18 protein-coding genes are annotated in these 21,776 nt (G+C 66.7%); 10 read left to right on the top strand and 8 right to left on the bottom strand.

Features of this window, described 5'->3' with window-relative positions; all coding sequences use genetic code 11:
• Window positions 1-74 precede the first annotated feature (74 nt).
• From JG743_RS02965 to JG743_RS02950, 4 genes are all read left to right on the top strand, one after another.
• Window positions 75-845 (top strand): alpha/beta hydrolase, encoded by a 771-nt coding sequence (locus JG743_RS02965; RefSeq protein ID WP_202298130.1) that lies wholly within the window; start codon window positions 75-77, stop codon window positions 843-845.
• A 2-nt stretch (window positions 846-847) separates the two neighbouring features.
• A complete protein-coding gene (locus JG743_RS02960; RefSeq protein WP_202298128.1) occupies window positions 848-2,032 on the top strand; it encodes a benzoate/H(+) symporter BenE family transporter in 1,185 nt (394 codons plus the stop codon).
• 75 nt (window positions 2,033-2,107) lie between these two features.
• Complete coding sequence (locus JG743_RS02955; protein WP_202298126.1) at window positions 2,108-2,587, top strand: DUF2852 domain-containing protein; 480 nt, start codon at window positions 2,108-2,110, stop codon at window positions 2,585-2,587.
• A gap of 120 nt (window positions 2,588-2,707) precedes the next feature.
• On the top strand, window positions 2,708-3,475 hold the full coding sequence (locus JG743_RS02950) for a M48 family metallopeptidase (RefSeq protein ID WP_202298124.1): 768 nt from the start codon (window positions 2,708-2,710) through the stop codon (window positions 3,473-3,475).
• Window positions 3,476-3,478: 3 nt separating this feature from the next.
• Here JG743_RS02950 and JG743_RS02945 read toward each other — a convergent pair whose 3' ends face one another.
• Window positions 3,479-3,697, bottom strand: a complete 219-nt coding sequence (locus JG743_RS02945) for a hypothetical protein (protein ID WP_202298122.1) — start codon at window positions 3,695-3,697, stop codon at window positions 3,479-3,481.
• Between the two features lie 125 nt (window positions 3,698-3,822).
• Here JG743_RS02945 and JG743_RS02940 point away from each other — a divergent pair, with 125 nt between their 5' ends.
• The 6 genes from JG743_RS02940 (at window position 3,823) to JG743_RS02915 (ending at window position 9,402) form a co-directional block, all read left to right on the top strand.
• On the top strand, window positions 3,823-4,482 hold the full coding sequence (locus JG743_RS02940; protein ID WP_202298120.1) for a phosphoribosylanthranilate isomerase: 660 nt from the start codon (window positions 3,823-3,825) through the stop codon (window positions 4,480-4,482).
• Window positions 4,483-4,508: 26 nt separating this feature from the next.
• Window positions 4,509-5,729, top strand: coding sequence for a tryptophan synthase subunit beta (gene trpB, locus JG743_RS02935; protein ID WP_202298118.1), 1,221 nt, complete (start codon window positions 4,509-4,511; stop codon window positions 5,727-5,729).
• Between the two features lie 2 nt (window positions 5,730-5,731).
• On the top strand, window positions 5,732-6,571 hold the full coding sequence (trpA, locus tag JG743_RS02930) for a tryptophan synthase subunit alpha (protein ID WP_202298116.1): 840 nt from the start codon (window positions 5,732-5,734) through the stop codon (window positions 6,569-6,571).
• 36 nt (window positions 6,572-6,607) lie between these two features.
• Window positions 6,608-7,534, top strand: coding sequence for an acetyl-CoA carboxylase, carboxyltransferase subunit beta (accD, locus tag JG743_RS02925; protein WP_202298114.1), 927 nt, complete (start codon window positions 6,608-6,610; stop codon window positions 7,532-7,534).
• 62 nt (window positions 7,535-7,596) lie between these two features.
• A complete protein-coding gene (locus JG743_RS02920) occupies window positions 7,597-8,922 on the top strand; it encodes a bifunctional folylpolyglutamate synthase/dihydrofolate synthase (protein WP_202298112.1) in 1,326 nt (441 codons plus the stop codon).
• A gap of 60 nt (window positions 8,923-8,982) precedes the next feature.
• Window positions 8,983-9,402, top strand: coding sequence for a VOC family protein (locus JG743_RS02915; RefSeq protein WP_202298110.1), 420 nt, complete (start codon window positions 8,983-8,985; stop codon window positions 9,400-9,402).
• Window positions 9,403-9,423: 21 nt separating this feature from the next.
• On the opposite strand, the gene JG743_RS02910 is transcribed toward JG743_RS02915, so the two are convergent.
• The 7 genes from JG743_RS02910 to JG743_RS02880 form a co-directional block, all read right to left on the bottom strand.
• Window positions 9,424-9,705 carry a cupin domain-containing protein gene (locus JG743_RS02910; protein ID WP_202298108.1) on the bottom strand — a complete coding sequence of 94 codons (282 nt, stop codon included), beginning with the start codon at window positions 9,703-9,705 and terminating at the stop codon, window positions 9,424-9,426.
• A gap of 132 nt (window positions 9,706-9,837) precedes the next feature.
• Complete coding sequence (gene trxA, locus JG743_RS02905; RefSeq protein ID WP_202298106.1) at window positions 9,838-10,161, bottom strand: thioredoxin; 324 nt, start codon at window positions 10,159-10,161, stop codon at window positions 9,838-9,840.
• 74 nt (window positions 10,162-10,235) lie between these two features.
• Window positions 10,236-13,748 carry a double-strand break repair helicase AddA gene (gene addA / locus JG743_RS02900; protein WP_202298097.1) on the bottom strand — a complete coding sequence of 1,171 codons (3,513 nt, stop codon included), beginning with the start codon at window positions 13,746-13,748 and terminating at the stop codon, window positions 10,236-10,238.
• Window positions 13,745-16,864 carry a double-strand break repair protein AddB gene (gene addB, locus JG743_RS02895; protein WP_202298087.1) on the bottom strand — a complete coding sequence of 1,040 codons (3,120 nt, stop codon included), beginning with the start codon at window positions 16,862-16,864 and terminating at the stop codon, window positions 13,745-13,747. Before addB ends, addA begins: the two co-directional genes overlap by 4 nt.
• On the bottom strand, window positions 16,861-17,589 hold the full coding sequence (locus tag JG743_RS02890) for a nucleotidyltransferase family protein (RefSeq protein WP_244673050.1): 729 nt from the start codon (window positions 17,587-17,589) through the stop codon (window positions 16,861-16,863). The genes addB and JG743_RS02890 overlap by 4 nt, the downstream gene beginning before the upstream one ends.
• Complete coding sequence (gene tsaE / locus JG743_RS02885) at window positions 17,586-19,091, bottom strand: tRNA (adenosine(37)-N6)-threonylcarbamoyltransferase complex ATPase subunit type 1 TsaE (protein ID WP_202298077.1); 1,506 nt, start codon at window positions 19,089-19,091, stop codon at window positions 17,586-17,588. Before tsaE ends, JG743_RS02890 begins: the two co-directional genes overlap by 4 nt.
• A gap of 8 nt (window positions 19,092-19,099) precedes the next feature.
• Window positions 19,100-21,661 carry a sensor histidine kinase gene (locus tag JG743_RS02880; RefSeq protein WP_202298065.1) on the bottom strand — a complete coding sequence of 854 codons (2,562 nt, stop codon included), beginning with the start codon at window positions 21,659-21,661 and terminating at the stop codon, window positions 19,100-19,102.
• Window positions 21,662-21,776 lie beyond the last annotated feature (115 nt).

Genomic DNA, 21,776 nt, shown 5'->3' with positions numbered 1-21,776 from the left:
GTTACTGAGCACTTTTCGTCGAACGCCCTGCCGTGCCAAAAGACCGGCGTAAGGAACAGGACCAGCCGCCAGCCATGACCGCCAACGCTCCCGTGTTTCTGGATGTCGAGGGAACCAGCATCGCCGTCAGGCAGGCGCAGGGTGCTGCGCCCGGCATCGTCTGGCTCGGCGGCTACAAATCGGACATGCTGGGCACCAAGGCCGAGACGCTGGCCGGATGGGCGGCAAAGGAGGGCCGGGCCTTCCTGCGCCACGACTATTCCGGCCATGGCGAATCCGGCGGCGTCTTCGCCGACGGCACCATCTCGACATGGCTGGCCCAGAGCCTCGCCGTCTACCGCCGCTTCACGCAGGGCAAGCAGGTTCTGGTCGGCTCCTCGATGGGCGCCTGGATTGCGCTGCGCATGGTGCGGGAGCTGCGCAAGGCGGGCGACGCCAGCGTCGCCGGTCTGGTGCTTCTGGCGCCGGCGCCGGATTTCACCGCCGAGCTGATCGAGCCGGCGCTGACCGAGGCGCAGAAACGCGATCTGTCCGAAAAAGGGTTCTTCGCCGAACCGTCGGACTATTCGGCCGAGCCCTATATCTACACCCGCGCTCTCATCGAGGACGGCAGGCAGAACCTGGTGATGGGCGGGCCGATCGACACCCATTGCCCGGTGCACATCCTGCAGGGCCTCGCCGATCCGGATGTGCCGTCCAGCCATGCGCTGAAGCTCGCGGCGCTTCTGCCGTCCGACGACGTGACGCTTTCGCTCATCCCCGACGGCGACCATCGCCTGTCGCGGCCGCAGGATCTCGACATGCTGGTGCGGGTGGTAGGCGATATGGTGCAGCGAGGCCTGTGAGCATGCGCATCTCCATTCCGATATCCGCCTTCGTCGCTGCGATTGTCGGCTTCGGCGGCACGCTGGCCGTCGTCATCGCCGCCGCCAAGGCGGTTGGCGCCACGCAGATCGAAACCGCGAGCGGGGTGACCGCGATCTGCCTGGCGATGGCCATCGAGTGCCTGTGGCTGTCCTGGCGCACGAAGATGCCGATCATCACCGCCTGGTCGACGCCCGGCCTGGCGCTGGTCGCGGCATCGAGCGGCTTTTCCGTGGGCGAGGCGGTCGGCGCCTTCATCGTCACGGCCATCCTTTTGATCGCCACCGGCCTGTTCAAGCCGCTGACCCAGCTGATCGCCAGGATTCCGCCCTCCGTTGCTTCCGGCATGCTGGCCGGCATCCTCGTCGGCTTCGCCACCAATGCGTTCAAGGCCATACCCGGCGACCCCTGGCTGATCCTGCCGCTGATCGCCGCCTTCTTCGTCATCCGGCTGTTCAACCCGGCCCTGTCGGTGCTGGCGGTGCTGATCGGCGGCGGGCTGGCCGCCTTCCTCACCGGCCGTGTCGGCGGCCTGCCGGTGCCGGAACTGTCGACGCTGACGCTGATCGCGCCGCAGTTCACGGCGAGCGCCATCATCGGGCTCGCGCTGCCGCTCTACCTCGTCACCATGGCTTCGCAGAACCTCTCCGGCCTCGCCGTGCTGAGAGCTGCCGGCTATCATCCCGAGCCCGGCCCGCTGATCGGCGTCACCGGCTTCTTTTCACTGCTGTCGGCGCCATTCGGCGGCGCCACCTCCAACCTGGCGGCCATTTCGGCGGCGATCTGCACCGGACCGGACGTTCATCCCGACCCGGCCGAGCGTTGGAAGACCGGACCTTTCTACGCACTGGCCTATTTTGTCTTCGCTATCTTCGGCGCCTCGCTGGTAGCGATCTTCGCCGTGCTGCCGCAAAGCCTGATCGTGCTGGTGGCGGGCCTCGCGCTGATGGCGCCGCTGACCAACGCGCTGTCGATCGCGCTCAAGGACGAAGGCCACCGCATGGCCGCCATCGTCACCTTCGCCGTCACCGCATCGGGGCTGACGCTGTTCGGCGTCGGCGCGGCCTTCTGGGGCCTGGTCGCCGGCATGGTCGTTCTTTTCCTCGAAGAACTCAAAATGAGACAATCATTTCAGCCGCTTGTCCGGTTTTGGGCCCGCTCGTCTTGAATCGCTGTTTTGCCCTTCCCATTTCGATTCCACGCAGCCGGAATTGGCTGTCTCCAACGGAAGGACTGGGAGAAAATGAACACAACTGCATTGATCCGTCCGGCCTGGACGCCGGCGACCATCGCGTTGATGGTGATCGGCTTCATGGTGTTCTGGCCGCTCGGCTTCGCCATGCTCGCCTACATCATCTGGGGCGACCGGCTCGACGGGTTCAAGCGTGACGTGAACCGCGCCACCGACGGCATCTTCGCCGGCTGCCGCCGCGGTTCCGACAAGGCCGCGCGCTGGGGCCATGGCTCCGCCCGCACCGGCAACGTCGCTTTCGACGACTGGCGCGAGAAGGAGCTCGAGCGCCTCGCCGAGGAACGCCGCAAGCTCGACGAGATGCTGACCGAGTTCGACGACTACGCCCGCGAACTGCGCCGCGCCAAGGACCAGGACGAGTTCGATCGTTTCATGGCCAACCGCAACAAGTCGACCGCCCCGACGACGACCGGCAAGCCGGCAACCCCGGCGAACCCCAAGCGCAAGGGCTCGAACCTGCTTGACGACTGAGGCCGCGCGACAGGTCTTGGTACGACAAAACGGCGTCGCGCGAGCGGCGCCGTTTCTTTTTTGTTCTCTTTTTGAGTTCGCTCCACTGGCCGTTTTCCTCGAATCGCGTATCGTCCAGCCATGACCATCGGCTTCTTCCGCAACCTGACCAAGCCCAAGTCGGCCCCGCCGGCCCCCGTCGTCGAGCGCGAGCACAGCGTCGCCGGCCGCACGCTGCCGCTCAAGATCGTCGAGAACCACAGGGCGCGACGCCTGACGCTGCGCATCGATTCCGGCGGCCAGGGTCTGCGCATCACCGTGCCGCCAGGCCTGCGCCGCGGTGAGGTGGAAAAATTCCTCGACCGTCACCAGGACTGGCTGGAGCAGCGGCTGGCCAAGGTCCCGACTCGTCCTCAAGTAAGACCAGGCATCAAGATCCCGGTGCGCGGCGTGGCTCACCGCATCGTCCACGACCCCTCCAAGCGCGGCACCGTCACCATTTCGCGCGACGAGCGTGGCCCGCTGCTGATCGTGCATGGCGAGCGCGTGCACCTGCCGCGCCGCATCGCCGACTATCTGAAGCGCGAGGCCAAGCGCGAGATCGAGAAGCTGGTGGTCAAACACACCGAGGCGCTCGGCAAGCGCGCCAAGGCGATCCGCTTCAAGGACACGTCCAGCCGCTGGGGCTCCTGCACCTCGGAAGGCAACCTGTCCTTCTCCTGGCGCATCATGATGGCGCCGACGCCGGTGATAAACTACCTCGTCGCGCATGAGGTGGCGCATCTGAAAGAGATGAACCACGGCCCGAAATTCTGGAAGCTCTGCGAAAAGCTCTGCCCCGACACCGAGCGCTGCAAGGACTGGCTGAAGCGCAACGGCGGCGCCCTGCAGGCGATCGTGTTCGACTAACGCTCAATCATCATTCGCCGCGTTGAGCTCCTCCGGTCGCAGCCCCTCGGCGCCATGCTGCGGCCACGGCAAAAAATTCCGGTCGAAGGCATCGCTGCCGAAATAGTCCAGCGCCCGGTGCGCTTCGGCGCCGTTGAAGGCGGCCTTGTCCATCAGAAGCGTGATCACCTCGCGCGCCTGTGCGATCTTCTGCCTGAGTTCGGCAACTGTCTGGTCGGCCATGATTGTCTGCTCCCGCCCTGCCTGAGAGAAACTGTGTCCCTGTTTGAAAGGTAGCGCGTTCCGCCCTAGCGGCAACAGCATGCTTTTTCTCGACTCTTTGGCCGTTTCGTGCCAATCCCCGCGCCATGGCGCTCGATATCAAGATCTGCGGGTTGAAGACTGACGCGGCAATGGCCGCGGCGCTGGCCGGCGGCGCCAGCCATGTCGGTTTTATTTTCTTTGCCAAGAGCCCACGTTTCGTAGAGCCAGCCGAAGCTGGGCGTCTGCGCGAAGCGGCGCGCGGCAAGGCCAGGGCGGTCGCTGTCACCGTCGACGCCAGCGACGCTTTCCTTGATGAGATCGTCGCCAGGATGCAGCCTGACATGCTGCAGCTGCACGGCTCGGAAACGCCCGAGCGGGTTGCCGAGGTCAAGGCCCGCTACGGCCTGCCGGTCATGAAGGCGCTGTCGATCAGCGAGGCCGCAGATCTCGGGCGGATCGAGCCGTTCCTTGGCATCGCCGACCGCTTCCTGTTCGACGCCAAGCCGCCGAAAGGCTCGCAACTGCCAGGCGGCAACGGCGTCGCCTTCGACTGGCGCATTCTGACCGGCCTTGACGCCGGCGTCGATTACATGCTTTCCGGTGGGCTCAACGCCGCCAACATCGGCGATGCCCTGAGATCAGCCAATCCGCCCGGGATAGATATCTCGTCGGGCGTGGAAAGTGCTCCGGGCGTCAAGGATCCGGCGCTGATCGAGCAGTTTTTCCGGGCCGTCAGGGCCGCGCGCGGCGACCGCGCCGCCTGAGCAATTCTTGAACCAGGAGATCGGCGATGAACAAGCCGGCTATGCCCAATTCCTTCCGCACAGGACCCGACGAGCAGGGCATGTTCGGCATCTTCGGCGGCCGCTTCGTCGCCGAGACGCTGATGCCGCTGATCCTCGACCTCGAGCGGCACTGGAACGAGGTCAAGAATGATCCGGACTTCAAGGCGGAGCTGCAGAACCTCTCGACCCACTATGCCGGGCGGCCGTCGAAGCTCTATTTCGCCGAAGGCCTGACGAAGCATCTCGGCGGCGCCAAGGTCTATTTCAAGCGCGAGGACCTGAACCACACCGGCTCGCACAAGATCAACAATTGCCTCGGCCAGATCCTGCTGGCCAAGCGCATGGGCAAGAAGCGCATCATCGCCGAGACCGGTGCCGGCCAGCATGGCGTTGCCTCCGCAACGGTTGCGGCCCGCTTCGGCTATCCGTGCGTCGTCTACATGGGCGCCACCGACGTCGCCCGCCAGAGCCCCAACGTCTTCCGCATGAAGCTGCTCGGCGCCGAAGTGCGGCCGGTCACCGCCGGTCACGGCACGCTGAAGGACGCCATGAACGAGGCCCTGCGTGACTGGGTGACCAATGTCGAGGACACCTATTACCTGATCGGCACCGCCGCCGGCCCGCATCCCTACCCGGAACTGGTGCGCGACTTCCAGTCGGTGATCGGTTCGGAAGCCCGCGCGCAGATCCTCGAACAGGAAGGCCGCCTGCCGGACACCATCATCGCCGCCGTCGGTGGCGGCTCGAACGCCATCGGCCTGTTCCACCCTTTCCTCGACGACAAGGATGTTCGCATCATCGGCATCGAAGCCGGCGGGCGCGGCCTCGATGGTATCGAGCATTGTGCCTCGATGAACGCGGGCGCACCCGGCGTGCTGCACGGCAACCGCACCTATCTTCTGCAAAATTCGGATGGCCAGATCATGGACGGCCATTCGATCTCGGCCGGCCTCGACTATCCGGGCGTCGGGCCGGAGCATTCCTGGCTGCGCGATACTGGCCGCGTCGAATATGTGCCGATCCTCGACGACGAGGCGCTGGAAGCCTTCCAGCTGACGACGCGCGTCGAAGGCATTATCCCGGCGCTGGAATCGGCACACGCCATCGCGCATGCGATGAAGATCGTGCCGGCCATGGACAAGGACCAGATCGTCATCGTCAACCTGTCGGGCCGCGGCGACAAGGACGTGCACACGGTGGCATCGATGCTGGGCATGGAGATCTGAGAATGACGACCCGCATCGACCGCCGCATGGCCAAGCTGAAAGCCGAGGGACGTCCGGCGCTCGTCACCTATTTCATGGGCGGCGACCCTGACTACGACACCTCGCTCGCCATCATGAAGGCGCTGCCCGGCGCCGGCAGCGACGTCATCGAGCTCGGCATGCCCTTTTCGGATCCGATGGCAGATGGCCCGGCCATCCAGGCGGCCGGCCTGCGGGCGCTGAAGGGCGGCCAGACGCTGGTCAAGACCCTGAGGATGGCCTCGGAATTCCGCGCGAGCGACAATGAGACGCCGATCGTGCTGATGGGCTACTACAACCCCATCTACATCTACGGCGTCGATCGCTTCCTGACCGACGCCAAGGCCAGCGGCATCGATGGGCTGATCGTCGTCGACCTGCCGCCGGAAATGGACGAGGAGCTCTGCATCCCGGCGCTGAAAGCCGGCATCAACTTCATCCGCCTGGCGACGCCGACCACCGACGACAAGCGCCTGCCCAAAGTGCTGCAGAACACCTCCGGCTTCGTCTACTACGTGTCGATGACCGGCATCACCGGCTCCGCGCTTGCCGACACAGCCAAGGTGGCGGCGGCGGTCAAGCGCATCAAGGGTCACACCGAGCTGCCGGTCTGCGTCGGCTTCGGCGTCAAGACCGCCGAGCAGGCTCGCACCATCGGCGCCTCGGCCGACGGCGTCGTCGTCGGCACCGCGATCGTCAATGCGGTGGCCAATGTGCTGGGACCGAAGGGTGAAAAGACCGCCGATCCCGCCGAGGCGGTGGCCACCCTGGTCAGCGGCCTTGCCCAGGGCGTCCGCTCGGCCCGCCTTGCTGCCGCCGAATAGTTTTCCTACGTCTTCGTCAGGACAGGAGCCGAAGCGATGAACTGGATCACCAATTACGTCCGTCCGAAGATCAATTCGATGCTCGGTCGCCGTACCGACATGCCGGAGAACCTCTGGATCAAGGATCCCGAGACCGGCGAGATGGTCTTCCACAAGGACCTGGAGTCCAACCAATACGTCATCCCCTCGTCGGGCCATCACATGAAGATCTCGGCTAAGGAGCGGCTGAAGTACTTCTTCGACGACGGCAAATACGAGACGCTGGAAAACCCCAAGGTCGTGCAGGACCCGCTGAAGTTCCGCGATGAGAAGCGCTACACCGACCGGCTGAAGGACGCCAAGGCCAAGACCGGGCTTGAGGACGCCATCGTCAATGCGCTGGGCAGCATCGAAGGCCTGCCGGTGGTGGTGACCGTGCAGGACTTCGCCTTCATGGGCGGTTCGCTCGGCATGGCCGCTGGTGACGCCATCGTCCATGCTTTCGAGGTTGCCCTGCAGCGCAGGCGGCCGCTGATCCTGTTCGCCGCCTCCGGCGGCGCCCGCATGCAGGAAGGCATCCTCTCGCTGATGCAATTGCCGCGCACCACGGTCGGCGTCGACCGGCTGAAGGAGGCTGGCCTGCCCTATGTCGTCGTACTGACCAATCCGACCACCGGCGGGGTCACGGCTTCCTACGCCATGCTGGGTGACGTCCACATCGCCGAGCCCGGCGCGCTGATCGGCTTTGCCGGGCCGCGCGTCATCGAGCAGACCATCCGCGAAAAACTGCCCGACGGCTTCCAACGCTCCGAATATCTGATGGAGCACGGCATGGTCGACATGGTCGTGTCCAGGCTGGAGATGCGCCAGACCATCGCGCGGCTTCTGAAGATGCTGCTCAAGATGCCGCAGGAAGCGAAGCCGCTCGAGCCGGAAATCCTGCCGCCGGCGCTCGCCCAGCCGGAAGCCCGCTCGCAGGCCTGAGGCGACACTGAACGCCGCGAGGCGCGATTGCGCGCACCGTCCGGTGCGCCTAGGATTCGTCCATGACAACGCTTGCCGCCGACCGCGAAATCGAAAGCCTGATGGCGCTTCACCCGAAGGGCTTCGACCTTTCACTCGACCGCATCACGCGGCTGCTCGAACGGCTCGGCAATCCACAGGACCTGATCCCGCCGGCCATCCATATTGCCGGCACCAACGGCAAGGGCTCCTGCGCCGCCTTCTCGCGGGCGTTGCTTGAAGCGTCCGGCCATCTCGTCCATGTGCATACCTCGCCGCATCTGGTGAACTGGCACGAGCGCTATCGTCTGGCGGCCGAGGGCGGCGGCAGGCTGGTCGACGATCAGGTCTTCGCCGACGCCATCGCCCGCGTCGCGGCCGCCAACGAAGGCCGGAAGATCACCGTCTTCGAAATCCTCACGGCCGTCACCTTCCTGCTGTTCGCGGAGCATCCGGCCGAAGCCGCCATCATCGAGGTCGGCCTCGGCGGCCGCTTCGACGCCACCAATGTCATCGCCAGGCCGGCGGTGTCGGTGATCATGCCGGTATCGATGGATCACGAGGCCTATCTCGGCGACCGGGTCGAACTGATCGCCGCCGAGAAGGCCGGCATCATCAAGCCCGGTTGCCCGGTTGTCATCGGCGCGCAGGAAAGCGAGACGGCGCTGCAGGTGCTGATCGACACCGCCGAGCGGCTCGACTGCCCGACCTTCGTCTACGGCCAGGATTTCCTCGCCTTCGAGGAAAACGGCCGCATGGTCTACCAGGACGAGGACGGGTTGATGGACCTGCCGCCGCCGCGCCTGCCGGGACGCCACCAGTTCGCCAACGCCGCCGCGGCGATCGCCGCGGTCAAGGCCGCCGGCTTCGAGATCAGCCACCGCGCCGCCGAAAAGGCGATGGGCAGCGTCGCCTGGCCGGGCCGCATGCAGAAACTGGCGCAAGGAAGGCTGGCCGAATTGGCGCCGAAGGGCGCCGACATCTGGTTGGACGGCGGCCATAATCCCGGCGCCGGCATTGTCATCGCCGAGGCGCTCGCCGAGCAGGAAGAGAAGCACCCGCGGCCGCTGTTCCTGATCTCCGGCATGATCAACACCAAAGACCAGAGCGGCTATTTCCGCGCCTTCAAGGGGCTCGCCCGGCATGTCTACACGGTGCCGGTGAGCCTCAGCGATGCCGGCGTGCCCAATGACGAGTTGGCGCTGCGCGCCGCCGAGGTCGGCCTGTCGGCCGAGCCGGTCAGTTCAGTCGCCAGCGCGCTGATGCTGTTGCGCGACACATGGGACGGCCCGCCGCCGCGCATCCTGATCGGCGGTTCGCTCTACCTGGCCGGCTCGGTGCTGGCCGAAAACGGCACGCCGCCGACCTGAGGCCGGATTTCGCGCAAGGGGCTGGGGCGTCCCTAATCTGTTCACCGCAAGGAGCCCGTCATGATCAAAGTGAAGCAGCTCGCCCATGTCTGCATCTTCGCGCATGACCTGGAAGCGACGCGCGGCTTCTACCGGGATGTCCTGGGGATGGACACCAGGTTCAATTTCCTGCGCGACGGCAAGGTTTTCGGTTTCTACCTCGATTGCGGCGGCCGCAGCCACGTCGAGGTGTTCCAGAAGGGCGAAGCGATCTACGGCGATCTGAACCAGATCAACCACTTCTGTCTGGAAGTCGAAAACATCGATGCGGCGATCGCCCATATCAAGTCGAAAGGCGTCGAGGTGACATCGAAGAAGCTCGCCTGCGACGGCACCTTCCAGGCCTGGACCCGCGACCCGAACGGCGTGAAGATCGAGCTCTTCGAATACACCGAAAAGAGCGCGCAATTCACCGGCGGCGACCGCATCGCCGACTGGTGAGCGCCGTGCGCCTTCGATGGGCTATTTCAGCTCGATCTCGATGAAGGCGTATTCGCCGTCATTGGCGCTGATGACGTCGTGCTCGACGCCCTCCTTGCGGAAATAAGGCGCCCCCTTCTTCATCTCGGCGAAGGCTTCGCCGTCCTTGGTCAGAAGCTTCACCTTGCCGTCCATTAGCGGCACGATGACATAGTCGTGGCCATGACGGTGCCAGCCGGTGTTGTCGCCCGGCTGGAAACGGTACTCGGTGACGATGACGCGCTCATTGTCGATGAAGACGGTGGCCTTGGCTGTTCCGGTCATAATGTTCTCCTGTCCGTCCCAAGCAGAAGACATGGAGGCAACGCGCGCGAGGGCCAGAGGGCGCTGAGGGATGGCGCCAAAGAAAAAGCCCGGCGCGATGGCCGGGCCTGTCCTGCGAACTTTTCGATTGGCTCAGGCGAGGCTGCCGTTGATCCAGTGCGACAGCGCGGTCTTCGGAGCGGCGCCCACCTTCATGTCGGCCACTTCGCCACCCTTGAAGATCATCAGCGTCGGGATCGAGCGCACGCCGAACTGCGCGGCCAACTCGGGATTCTCGTCGATGTTGAGCTTGGCGATCTTGACCTTCGAGCCAAGCTCCTGGGCGATGTCTTCCAGCGCCGGCGCGATCATCTTGCAGGGACCGCACCACTCGGCCCAGAAATCCACCACGACCGGCTCCTTGGCGTTGAGCACATCGGCCTGGAAATTGCTCTTGTCGACCTTCACGGTGGCCATGCGGAAATCCTTTCGAAAACTCGGGTTGCACCAAATGTGGTGGTGGCGAAGGCCTAATTCAAGCAGTTCTTGTGTCACGCTCCCGTGAGTCGGGCAAGGGCATCGTCCATCGCGCTCGCCGGCAACTCGATCAGCCTTGGCGCTTCGGTGAACAGCAGCGCGGCCTTGACATCCCGGCCGGGATAGAGCGGCTGAAGCAGCGCGCGGTAGAGTGCAAGTTGCAGGAGATAGGCGGGCGGCACCTCCTCCAGGGTCGCCGGCGCCGGCCGGTTGGTCTTGTAATCGACGATCGAGACACGCTGCGGCGTCACCGCCAGCCGGTCGATCTTGCCGGAGATCGAGCGCAGCTTTCCCTTCACCTCGAGGCTGCCCATGACCGCGACTTCGGCGCGGGATGCGGGCGAGAACAGCGCGGCGAAGCGGGGATCGGCGAGGATCGCCGTCACGGCTGCCAGTGCCTTCTCGCGCTCAGCTTGCGGCCATGCGGCGCCGGCGCGCGCCAGATAGCGCGAGGCGGCGTCCTGACGCTCGCCTTCGGCGACCGCAGGTAGCATTTGCAGCAATTTGTGCAGCGCCAGCCCGCGCAGGACGGCAAAGCCGGGCTCGGCCTCGGCATCCAGCACCGGCGAGCGCGTGTCGGTCACCGTCTCCTTCCCCTCGTCGATCAGCACCGAGGCGCCGGAGGGCGACAGCGGCCGTGGCAGCTCCTCATAGGGCGGCAACGGGCTAAACAGGCTTTCCGGCAGAGGAGCGACACGGTCGATCGGGTCTTGCGCCTCGGCCGCGGCCAACGCCACCGGCGGCAGCTTGGTCATGTGGAAGCGATGCACCGCGACGTCGTTCGTCGCCGGATGCCGGCGCTCCGCGCTTTCCGGCGCGCCGGCCAGCGCCCGGCTGACGATCGAATGCCAGGTGCCGGTGCTCGGCATTCGCTTGCCGTGATAGCCGCAGACGACCAGCCGGTCCTCGGCCCGCGTCATGCCGACATAGAGCAGCCGGCGGTATTCGTCGTCGGCGAGTTCGCGGGCATGCGCGGCGGCGGCCTTCGAAAAGCCGTTGGCGACATCGCTGGCCGAGCGCCAGAGATAACCCTTGCCGTCGAAATGCTGGCCCGAGCCCTGGAACGGCATCAGCCTCGGCAGGTGCTGGTCGCTGAACGGCGCCGAGCCGCCGTCGACCAGGAAGACGACCGGCGCCTCCAGGCCCTTGGCGGCGTGCACAGTCATGACGCGCACTTCGTTGCGGGTCTGATCCATCTCGCGCTTGATTTCGGGTCCGCTGCTTTCCAGCGTCGCCAGGAAGGATTCCAGCCCCGGCAGGCCGGTACGTTCCTCGGCCAGGCAGAAGCTCAGGAATTCGTCGATGATATCGCCGGCTTCCGGTCCGAGCCGGGCGATCATCTTCTTGCGCAGTCCGTCGCGGGCGAGTGCGGCGGCATAGAATTCGAACACCGGCTTGAAGGCTGCCTCGTCCGCCCAGGCATCGAGCCGCGTCACCACCGGGGCCAGCGCCGGATCCTCTCCGGCCTGCTGCCGCAGCGAGCCGATCAGCGACTGGCCGGAAGGCCGTCCGTTAGCCAGCGAAAAGAGCCGTTCCTCGGACACGTCGAAGACAGGGCTGCGCAGCACGGCTGCCAGCGACAGGTCGTCCTCCGGCTGGATGAGGAAATGGCCGAGCGCGATCAGGTCCTTCACCGCGATATGGCCGGGCAGGCTTAGCCGGTCGGCGCCGGCAACCGGGATCTGCCGGTTCTTGAGGCTACGCGACAGCGCATGGACAAAACGGTCGCGCTTGCGCACCAGCACAAGGATGTCGCCGGCCGTCAGCTTGCGGCCCTTGCCTTCGAGGATCTCGCCATCGCGGAGCCAGGCCTGGATGGTCGCAGCCACATGCTCGGCGACGCGCACCGCCGGCGCGCTGGCGTGGTTGACAGGCAAGGTCCAGTCGTCGGGCTCCTCGACGGCATCGGCGCCGATCGACGGCCACACCTCGACATAGCCCGGCGCGTCGGTGCGGATCGCCTTGTGGCTGAGCGCGTCGGGGTCATGGCTGATGCCACGCCTGATACTCGGATCGGCAAAGACGCGGTCGACAGCGGCAAGCACGTCGTCGCTGGAACGGAACGACCAGGTCAGCTTGAGATCGGCGAAGGGGGCCTCGGCATCGCGCACGCGCCCGGCAAACAGAAGCCTGCTCTCGGCAAAGGAGTCCGGCGCGGCACCCTGAAAGGAATAGATCGACTGTTTCTCGTCGCCGACGGCGAACACCGTGCGCCGCACCGTTTCGCGCTGGCCAAGTCCGGCGAAGAACTCCTCGGTCAGTTTCTTCACCACTTCCCACTGGTCGGGGCTGGTGTCCTGCGCCTCGTCGAGCAGGATGTGGTCGATGCCCTGGTCGAGCTTGAACTGCACCCAGGCACCGGCATCGGGGCGCGACAAAAGGGCGACGGTGCGGGTGATCAGGTCGTTGAAGTCGAGGAAGCCGCGGCTGCGCTTCAGCTGCTCGTAGCGGGCGATCAGCCAGCGGGCGACGGTCAACGCCGCCGTGGTGCCCTCCAGCATCCTGAACAGCGCCAGCCGGTCCGATACGTCCAGGATTGCCTTGGCAGCCTCGATGTAGCGCTCCGGCAGGTCGGGCAGCCGGTCGAGCAGCACTCTCTTGAAGGTCTTTGCCGGCTCATAGGCGTCGCCATCGGCCTTCAGAAAGGCCTTGCCGAGCAGCTGCAGCCGACGGATCGGATCGCCCTCGGCGAAGGCCAATCGGGCATAAGGCAGGATGTTGTTCAGCACGATGCGCGCATCGGCCGCTTCGGCGGCGCGCGCGAAGCCGGCGAAATAGTCGGACGGGAAGCCAGGCAGGGGCCACAGCGAAGCGGCGATGTCCTCGGCCGTCAGGCCGGGCCTGAAGCGGAATTCGGCGAACAGCGGCCGGAAGTCGTCGCCCAGCCCCGCGATGAAGGCACGCAGCCCGTCGCGTTTGTTCACGATCTCCGCCAGCAGCGCGTCAAGGCCGGCCTCGCCGCCGCGCTCCAACACCATGGCAAAGGCTTCGGCCAGTCCTTCGGCGCCGGCGCTGGCGCCCGAGATCATGTCGCGGCGGGCATCGCCGAAGAGCGAGGCTTCCATCTGCGTGTCGAGCATGTCGAAATGCGCGGGGATGTTGGCTTCCAGCGGGAACTGGTGCAGCACCGATTCGCAGAAGGCGTGGATGGTCTGGATCTTCAATCCGCCCGGTGTCTCCAGCGCCTCGGCGAACAGCCGGCGCGCGCGCCGCATCGTGTCGGCGTCGGCGCGGCGGCCATCCAGCGCCGCGATCCGGCTAGCCAACTCGGCATCGCCGAGCGACGTCCATTCCGACAGCGTCGAGAACACCCGGTTCGACATGTTGGCGGCGGCGGCGCGCGTGTAGGTCAGGCAAAGGATCTTCGACGGGTCGGTGCCGTTGAGCAGAAGCCGGATGACACGCTGCGCCAGCACATGCGTCTTGCCGGACCCTGCATTGGCCGAGACCCAGGCCGAATTCAGCGGATCGGAAGCGCGCGCCTGGCTGGCGGCGGTGTCGCTCGGGATCGGGTAGGCCTTCTTCATGCCTCCCCCGCCTCGTCGTCGCTTTCGCCGCCGGCCGACCATTCGAGCACGCGGGCCAGATGGTCGTAGTCGCCATCGGCTTCGCCTTCGCGGAACGGCAAAGCGCGCGACAGATAGCCGGTCGTCGGATCGGCATAGTGGAAGAGCAGCTTTTCCAGCCGTGCCCAGGCTTCCTCGGAAAGCTCGTTGGCGGTTCGCAATTTCCGACTGTACTCAAGGATGGATTCCGGATCGACATCGCCATTCGCCTTCAGCCGCACGAAGGCAAGCTGCGAGGGTTCGCGGATCCCAAGTTCCCTGAAGGCGCCTCGCCGCAGCAATGCGCCTTCGAGCGCGAGTTGCGGCGACAGCAACGTATGGGCCTGCGCTTTCGAGGGCGAGGAGCCCGTCTTGTAGTCGAGGATATCGGCCATGCCTCCGGCGAGCAGGTCGATCCGGTCGGCACGGCCGGACAAGGTAACGCCAGTACGGCCGACGACCGTCTTTTCAGCACGTTCTTCGGCATGCCGACTTGCGACATCGGGTGCGCGCTGCCGCTCCCACTGGATGATGTTGGCGGCTAGCTTTTCGAAGCGCGGCCACCACACCGCCTCGATGTCGGGTGGAAGCGCCGCTTCGGCGAAGCAGGCCCGGCCCGCCTCGATCAGGCTTTGCAAGGCGTCCGGCTGGCGCGGATCGGCGACCCGCCGCGAAAACAGATGCAGGATGGCGTGGAACAGCGTTCCGCGCTCGGCGGCGCCGGGATCGCGGATGACCGGATCGAGCGGCATCAGGCCGAGGATGCGTCGGGCGTAGACCGCATAGGGATCGCGGCGCAGCGTCTCGATCTCGGTCACCGAGAAGTGCTGCGGCCGGGTGTCGAGCGGCGGCCTCGGCTGTGGCCTTGGCGCGAAGTCTTCCCGCTCGCCGGCATCGAGCTCGCGCGCCCAGGCGAGCAGCGCCTCGCCGCGTCGCAGGGGAGCCGCGGCATGCTCCTTGCCGATGAAGGTGAGAATGCGCTGCAGCCAGCGCGAGGGCACCGCCGGCGCGTCGCCGGAACGGGCCGCGCGCGTCAGCACCACCTTCTTCGCGCCCATCGCCATCTGGAAGTCGTGCGCGGCAAGGCCGATGCGCCGCTCCGGCGGCTCGAGGTCGATGCCGGTCTTCATCAGCCGCGACATGAAGCGGTCGCTCTCCGGCTTGCGCGGCCATACACCTTCGTTGAGCCCGCCGATGACAAGCGTGTCGACGTTCTGCAGCCGCGCCTCCAGCGCGCCCCAGATGGCGATGCTGCGGTCGGTGCCTTGCGCCGGCTTGACCGTTTCCGGCGCAATCAGTGCGTCCATCACGTCGGGCCATTCGGCCGCAGCGAAGGCGAACGGCACTGAAGCGGCGACCAGGCCGCGCAGCAGCTCGGCAAGCTTCTGGCCGGCGTCGCCGGCATAGAGTTCCGTCAGGCCGCCGTCGGCTGCCCGGCCTAGATATTCCAGACTAACAACGCTTGCCCGCGTCAACGCCGCAAGATCGGCATTCTGTTCGCTGCGAAAGGCGGTGAGCGGGGCCAGCGCCTCGGCAAGGCGGGCAAGCATATCCCGCGCCTGCTCGATCCCGCGCACCGTCAGCCGCGGGAACCAGAAGGGCGGGCGGCTGTCGCCGAGACCCGAAAGGCGGGCCTCGAAAAGCGATGCCAGCGAGGCAGCGTCCGGTCGCCCGGTGCCGCCGCGCAGCGCCACTAGTTCGACGATCTCAGCCGCATGGCGCACGCCCGTCCGGACGAGGCCGAGGCCAAGCAGCGGATGCTTGAGAAGCGACAGCAGGGCGACGGGCTCGCCCGGGCGGAATGCCACTTGCAGCGCCAGCCTCAGCAGGCTCGCCGCCGGTGTGTTGGCGAGCGGCGTGCCGCCGGAATCGTCGGCGGCGACACCGAAGCGCAGCAGTTCGGCCGATACGCGCCGCGCCAGCGCGCGATCGCCGGTGACGAGCGCTGCACGCTGGCCCGGCTGCTCGACGGCGCGCTTCAGCGCGATCGCGATCGCCACCGCCTCGTCGCGCTCGTTGGCAGCCTCCACCAGCGTCACGCCGGTCAGCGCCTGCCGGATGTCCGCTGCCTCGAAGCCAGGGCGCGTCTCGGTCCACAATTCGGTGGTTTCGGCCGGTCGCAGCGCTTCGCCGACAAGGGCCGCGCGGATTGCCAGCGCTCGGTCCGCCGCGACGATCTCCTCGACATCCGCGCGCAGCACGCCGATACCGCCGATCAGCTTCGCCAGGCCGTATTGCGGGTGGCCGAGCGTCGCCGGCCGCGCGCCGGGCGCGGAAATGGCGGCGAAGGAGGCCTCGTCCAGCCCCTTGTCGAGGCCGGGCAGCACGACGGCGCCATTGGGCAGCCCGGCGATCACGCCGAGCAGCTCGGCCGTCGCGGGGATGGAGCCGGTCGAGCCGGCGGCGATCACCGGGCCGGCGGCCGGGCTGCGCTTCAGCCGCGCCGCCTCCAGCCGGATCAGCGCGCTGCGGTGCGCCGCCGGATTGGAGAGGCCGCGTTCGGCGAGCAGCTTCGGCCAGTTGTCGGTGACGATGCCGAGGAAATCGAGCGTCACCTGCCACCAGCCGGCGAGGTTGCCGCTGACCAGCGTGGCGAGCTTCGCCCAGTCCGTGCCTTCGGTTTCGATTTCGTCCATCAGCCGCGCAAGGTCGCGCGCCAGCCAGATGGCGTCGGCCGCCGACGTCGGCACCACGAATTCCTCGTTGAACCGCGCCGCGACATGCGCCGGCAGGCTCTCCTTCCACCTGCGCACCAGCGGCGCCAGGAGAAGCAGCCGCTCCTGCGCGGCGATCGGCGGGGCGAGCTCGATGGCCGGCGCTGCCTCGGCATCGAAGGCGTCCTCGTCCTCGTCGAATTCGCCGAGCGGGCGAACGGTCGGCAGGATGGCCGAGCGGACGCCGAGCATGTCGACGAAGGCGCCGCGCAACGCACGCGCCGCGCGCCGTGTCGGCACATAGATGGTGGCGTCGGCAAGCGCCAGCGGATCGCCGTCGAAGCGGAAGCCGGGGACGAGTCGTCCATCCAGCAACGCTTCCGCCAGCGTCGGCAGGAACGGCGCTCCGGACGGGATGGAGAAGACGCGGCGCGAGCCGCTCATATCGCTTTCGCGAGCGCGCCGGCGACCGCCGCCTCGGCGAGCGGAATGGCGTCGGGCGTGCCGACCGTGATCCAGTGGCCGGTCATTTGCATGCCGAACAGCCGTCCCGCGGCAATCGCCGTGTCGAAATAGGCGTTGAGCGAGTGCGGTCCCGTCGGCGCATCCTTCAAGATGCGCGGATGAACGATCGCGGCCCCGGCATAGATCAGGCCGGCCGGGTCGCCTTTCGAGCGGCGGAGCGCACCGTCAGGCGCCGCCAGGAAATCGGTGCCGACGCAGTGTCCGGTTGCCGAGTCGAGATCGGTGAGCATCAGCAGAATATCCATTCTCGCTGCGTCCCATGCAAGGGAAAGGCGCTCGAGGCTGGGCTGGCCGCTGTCGATCCAGAATGTGTCGGCATTGATGATGTAGAAGGGCTCTTCCCCGAGCAAGGGAAGCGCCTTGACGATGCCGCCAGCCGAATCCAGCAGCATCTCGCGCTCGTCGGAAATGGCGATCCTCGGCGCCACACGGCCGGCGACATGGGCGATGATCTGGTCTGGAAGATAGTGGACGTTGACCACGGCCGTATCGACACCGGCGCTTGCAAGGCTGTCCAGCCCCCAGTCGAGCAGGGTCTTGCCGGCGATCTCCACCAGCGGCTTCGGGATCGTGTCGGTGATCGGCCGCATGCGCTTTCCGAGCCCGGCGGCGAGCACCATTGCGGTCTTGGGATTTGCGGTCACGGCGTTCGTTCTTCCAGCAGGCCATGGGCGGCGTAGAAGTCGTGTAGCCCGGCAAGCGCGGGGTGCGCCAGCGCTCTTCTGAGATAGTCGCGGATGCGCGGCAGGTGCTTGAGATAGAAGGGTTTGCCGTCGCGCTTTTCGAGCCGCACGAAAATGCCGAGGATCTTCGAATTGCGCTGCGCCGCCATGATGGCGTAGGCCTCCCGGAAGGCCGCTTCGTCGAAGGCGCCGGCGGCATGGCGCGCCGCGATGTAGGCATCGAGCGTCTGCTTCTCGATCGCGGGCGAAATGGTCACGCGGGCGTCCATGGCGAGCGAGGCGACGTCATAGGCGGCGGGGCCGATCAGCGCGTCCTGGACGTCGACGATGCCGAGCCGGTCGTGACTGGCGCGGTCGCTACGCCAAATGATGTTGGGCGAATGGAAATCGCGCAGCATCAGCGTGTATTCGCTGCCTTGCAGCCGGTCGAGAGCCGCGTTCCATTCCTTGTGGTATCCGGCAACCAGCGCGTCGCTCGCCGGCTTGCCGGTCAGCATCGGCACATACCAGTCGACCAGGAGGTCGGCCTCGATCAGCATGGCCTCGCGGTCGAAGGGCGGCACGTCGTGGACGATGCCGGGCGCCGCTTCCATCCTGTCGGGCCAGGTCTTGCCATGCATCATGGCCAGCAGCTCGGCCGCAGCCGCATAGCGCTCGGCGATCGGTTCGCCATTCCCGCCCAAAAACCCTTCCGAGCCGAGATGCTCGAGCAGCAAAAAACCCTGGTCGAGATCCTCGGCATGGATCCGCGGCACGCTGACGCCCGCCGCCAGCAAGGCGTGGTCGATGGCGACGAAGGCGGTGACGGATTGCGCGGTGTGGGCGATGACCGCGTAAGGCTTGCCGTCGCGCACCGGCGGGCCGAGCACGAGCCGCGGCGAGTTCATCAGCACGCGCGGCGCAAGGCCGGCAAGCGAGACGATTTCATAGGAGCGCGCGGAAGCATCGCCGACGAAGAAGCGCCTGCCGGCGTCGCCCCAGCCGGCCGTGACCAGGAAATCGCGCATCGCCAGCGACCGCGTCGCGCGATCGAAGGCGGGCCCCGTCCCGGACAATTTCGCCAGGCGGCCGTCGCCCTGATGCGCGAGCTCGATCCAGAGCGTGCCGTCCGGCAGGGCGGTCTCGGCCCGTTCCGGCCATTCGACCAGGGCCGCCCCTTGCGCCAGCGCGTCGTCGAAGCCGAGTTCGTCGAGTTCACCGGCCGCGGACAGCCGGTAGAGATCGAAATGATGCACCGGAAAGCGCGTCTCGTAGCTCTGGACCAGCGTGAAGGTCGGGCTCGGCACGTCGAGGCCGGCATCGTCGGCCAGCGCCCGGATGAGCGCCCGCGCCAGCGTCGACTTGCCGGCGCCGAGATCGCCCTTGAGCGCCAGCACATCGCCCGGGCGCAGCGCCATCGCCAGGTCTTCCCCGAGCCTTGCCGTGGCGGCTTCGTCGGCGAGAAAACGCTCCAGCCCTGCCATGAGGCCCGCTACTCGGCCGCGGCGCGAATGCCCGAAGGCGCGGCCGGGAAGGTGCAGATGACGGTGGTGCCCTGGTCTTTGCCGGTTTCGATGCGGACGCTGCCGCCATGCAGCTCGACAAAGCTCTTGACGATCGACAGGCCGAGGCCGGCACCGCGCCGGCGCCCGCCATTGGTCCTCGGCTCGAAGCGGCGGAACACCGAATCCAGCACGTCCGGCGGCATGCCGGGCCCGTCGTCATGGACGGAGAATTCCACGCCGTCGGCGAGCTGGCGGCAGGCAAGGGTGACGGTGCTTGCTTCCGGCGCGTAGTTCGCGGCGTTGCTCAAGAGATTGTAGAGGATCTGGCGGATGCGGGTCTCGTCGCCATGGAAGCTCTTCGGCGCCGCCGCGGCGTCGACCCTGAGCGTGATCGAATGCTCTTCCAGCCGGTCGGCCACCAGCTCGGCGGCCGCCGCGATGGTCCGGTCGACGCTGACCTCGGAAATGTCGAGCTGCATGATGCCGGCATCGACGGTGGCGAGATCCAGTATGTCGTTGACGATGGTGAGCAGCACCGAGGAGGACGAGCCGACATGCTCGACATATTCGCGCTGCTTCGGCGTCAGCGGCCCGGTCGAAGGCAGCGACAGCAGCTCGGTGAAGCCGATGATGTTGGTCAGCGGCGAGCGCAGCTCGTAGGAAACGTGCTGCACGAACTCGTTCTTCAGCTGGTCGGACCGCTCCAGCGCTTCGTTCTTGTCCTTCAGCGCCCGCTCGACATTGACGCTGTCGGTGACGTCGACGAAGGTCATCATCACTTGCCCGTTGGGCAAATGGATCACCGCGTAGCTAAGCACCGTGCCGTTGACGAGCTCGCTCTGGCCGTGGCGGTCGCGGCGCTCGTCGTCGAAGCCGGTGATGGCGGCGACGAAGCCGCCCCACGGACTGTCCGTGGCGCGCCGGTCGCAAAGGTCGCGGATCGCCGAGACGTGGACATTGGGCTTGATCACGTCCTTGTCCAGGCCCCATAGCGCGACGAAAGCCGGGTTCGACAGGCGAAGCCGCCCGTCCGGACCGAACACCGCCACGCCCTCGGCAAGATTGTCCAGCGTCTCGCCCTGCACGCGCACCGCCGTCTGGTAGCGGCTTTCGAGGTCCATCTTCTCGGTCAGGTTCTCGAACACCCAGGTCACGCCGCCCTTGGGCTGCGGGTTGGCCACCACGCGGATGGTCTTACCGTCGGGCAGGTGCCACCAGTGCTCCTGCGATTCGACCGCGCGATAGGCGCCGAGCAGGCCTTCCTTCCAGCGCCGCCACTCCGGCTGTTCGGCGATCTTGCCTTCGCTGCGCAGCCGGTCGAGCAGCAAGGCATTGTCCGGGGCGCTGTGCAGGAAGCCGCTGTCGAGGTTCCACAGTTTCTGGAACGCCTGGTTGAAGAAGCGCAGCTTCTCATTGGTGTCGAAGATGGCGACGGCGGTGTTGAGCTGGTCGAGCGTGTCGGCGTGGCTGCGCACCGTGCGCTCATATTCGCCGCGGATGGTTTCGGTGGCGCTGGTGTCGCAGGCAAGCCCGGCCGAGCCCTCGGGGCCGGCGAAATCGGTCACCGAGAACATCCGGCGATCGCCTTCGATCACCGTGGACAGCGTCTGTTCGAACACCGGTCGCGCCTTGTGCTGCTCGGCGATCTGCTCGCGCGCCTGGCCGCCCAGGAATTCCTTGGTTTCGCGCACCGCCGCTTCGGCATTTTGCGCCTCGACCGCCTCGGCATAGGCGCGGTTGACCCATTTCAGCCGCCCGTCGGCGGCGCGCAGCCATGTCGGCATCTTCAGTGCGTCGAGCAGGCCGAGCATGGTCTCGTAGTCGGCGCTGAGCCGCTGGTTCTCGATCTTCAGCCGCGCCTGGCTGCGCAGCGTTTCCGACAGCGACACGAAGCGCACCAGCACATGCGACGCGCTCTTGCGCCCCTGCACTTCGAGCGGCACCCCGGCCTGCGTTTCGATGATCAGGTCGAAGGCCTTCGCCTTTTCCCGCAACGCCGCCACGGCATGTTCGAGCGCCGCGGCCGAGCGCGGCATCAGCCAGCGGCCGAAGGCGAGGAAGGCGGCCCGGTCCTCGGGCGCGCCGCTCTCCAGCGGCAATGTTCCGATGAGCTCGGGCTTCTTGTTCTCGGAAGCCCACACCACGACACGCTGGTCGCGCAGATTGAGCAGCGCCTCGGAGCGCTGCAGCGCCGCGTTGACGTCGGCGATGCGGGTCCTGAGCTCGGCGTTCTGCGCCGAGGTGCGGGCCCTTTCGCGGATCAGGAAGATGGCCGAGACAAGGGCGGCCCCCATCACCCCGGCGAACATGGCGAGCTGCATCACCTCGACCGTGCTGACCGAGAGCCCGGCCGATTGCGCGACGGTTTCGGCATGCGCCGCAAGGCCAAGCAACGGGCTGCAAAGCGCCGAGCCAGCGAGAAGCGCCGCCATGCGGACACCGCCACGCCATGACAGACGCCCGCCCCTGACGGCGGCGCCCGATGTCACCGAATCGCTTTGGCCGCCGGAAACGGCCTGTCCCGCGCGAGGCGGGTTTTCCCCCGGCATGTCTTGGTCCTCTTCGCCGCCTGAATGCAAGACCGCCCTGATTGCGAATCCCGGCCCGCGTCCCCCGGACCGCGAATCACAACAATAACGCCTGCTGGAATCGGCGTGAAGAATC

Origin of the sequence: Mesorhizobium sp. 131-2-1, from assembly GCF_016756535.1 — a bacterium.
In the GTDB taxonomy this organism is placed as follows: Bacteria; Pseudomonadota; Alphaproteobacteria; order Rhizobiales; family Rhizobiaceae; genus Mesorhizobium.
This window is presented reverse-complemented; position numbering and strand designations above follow the sequence as displayed.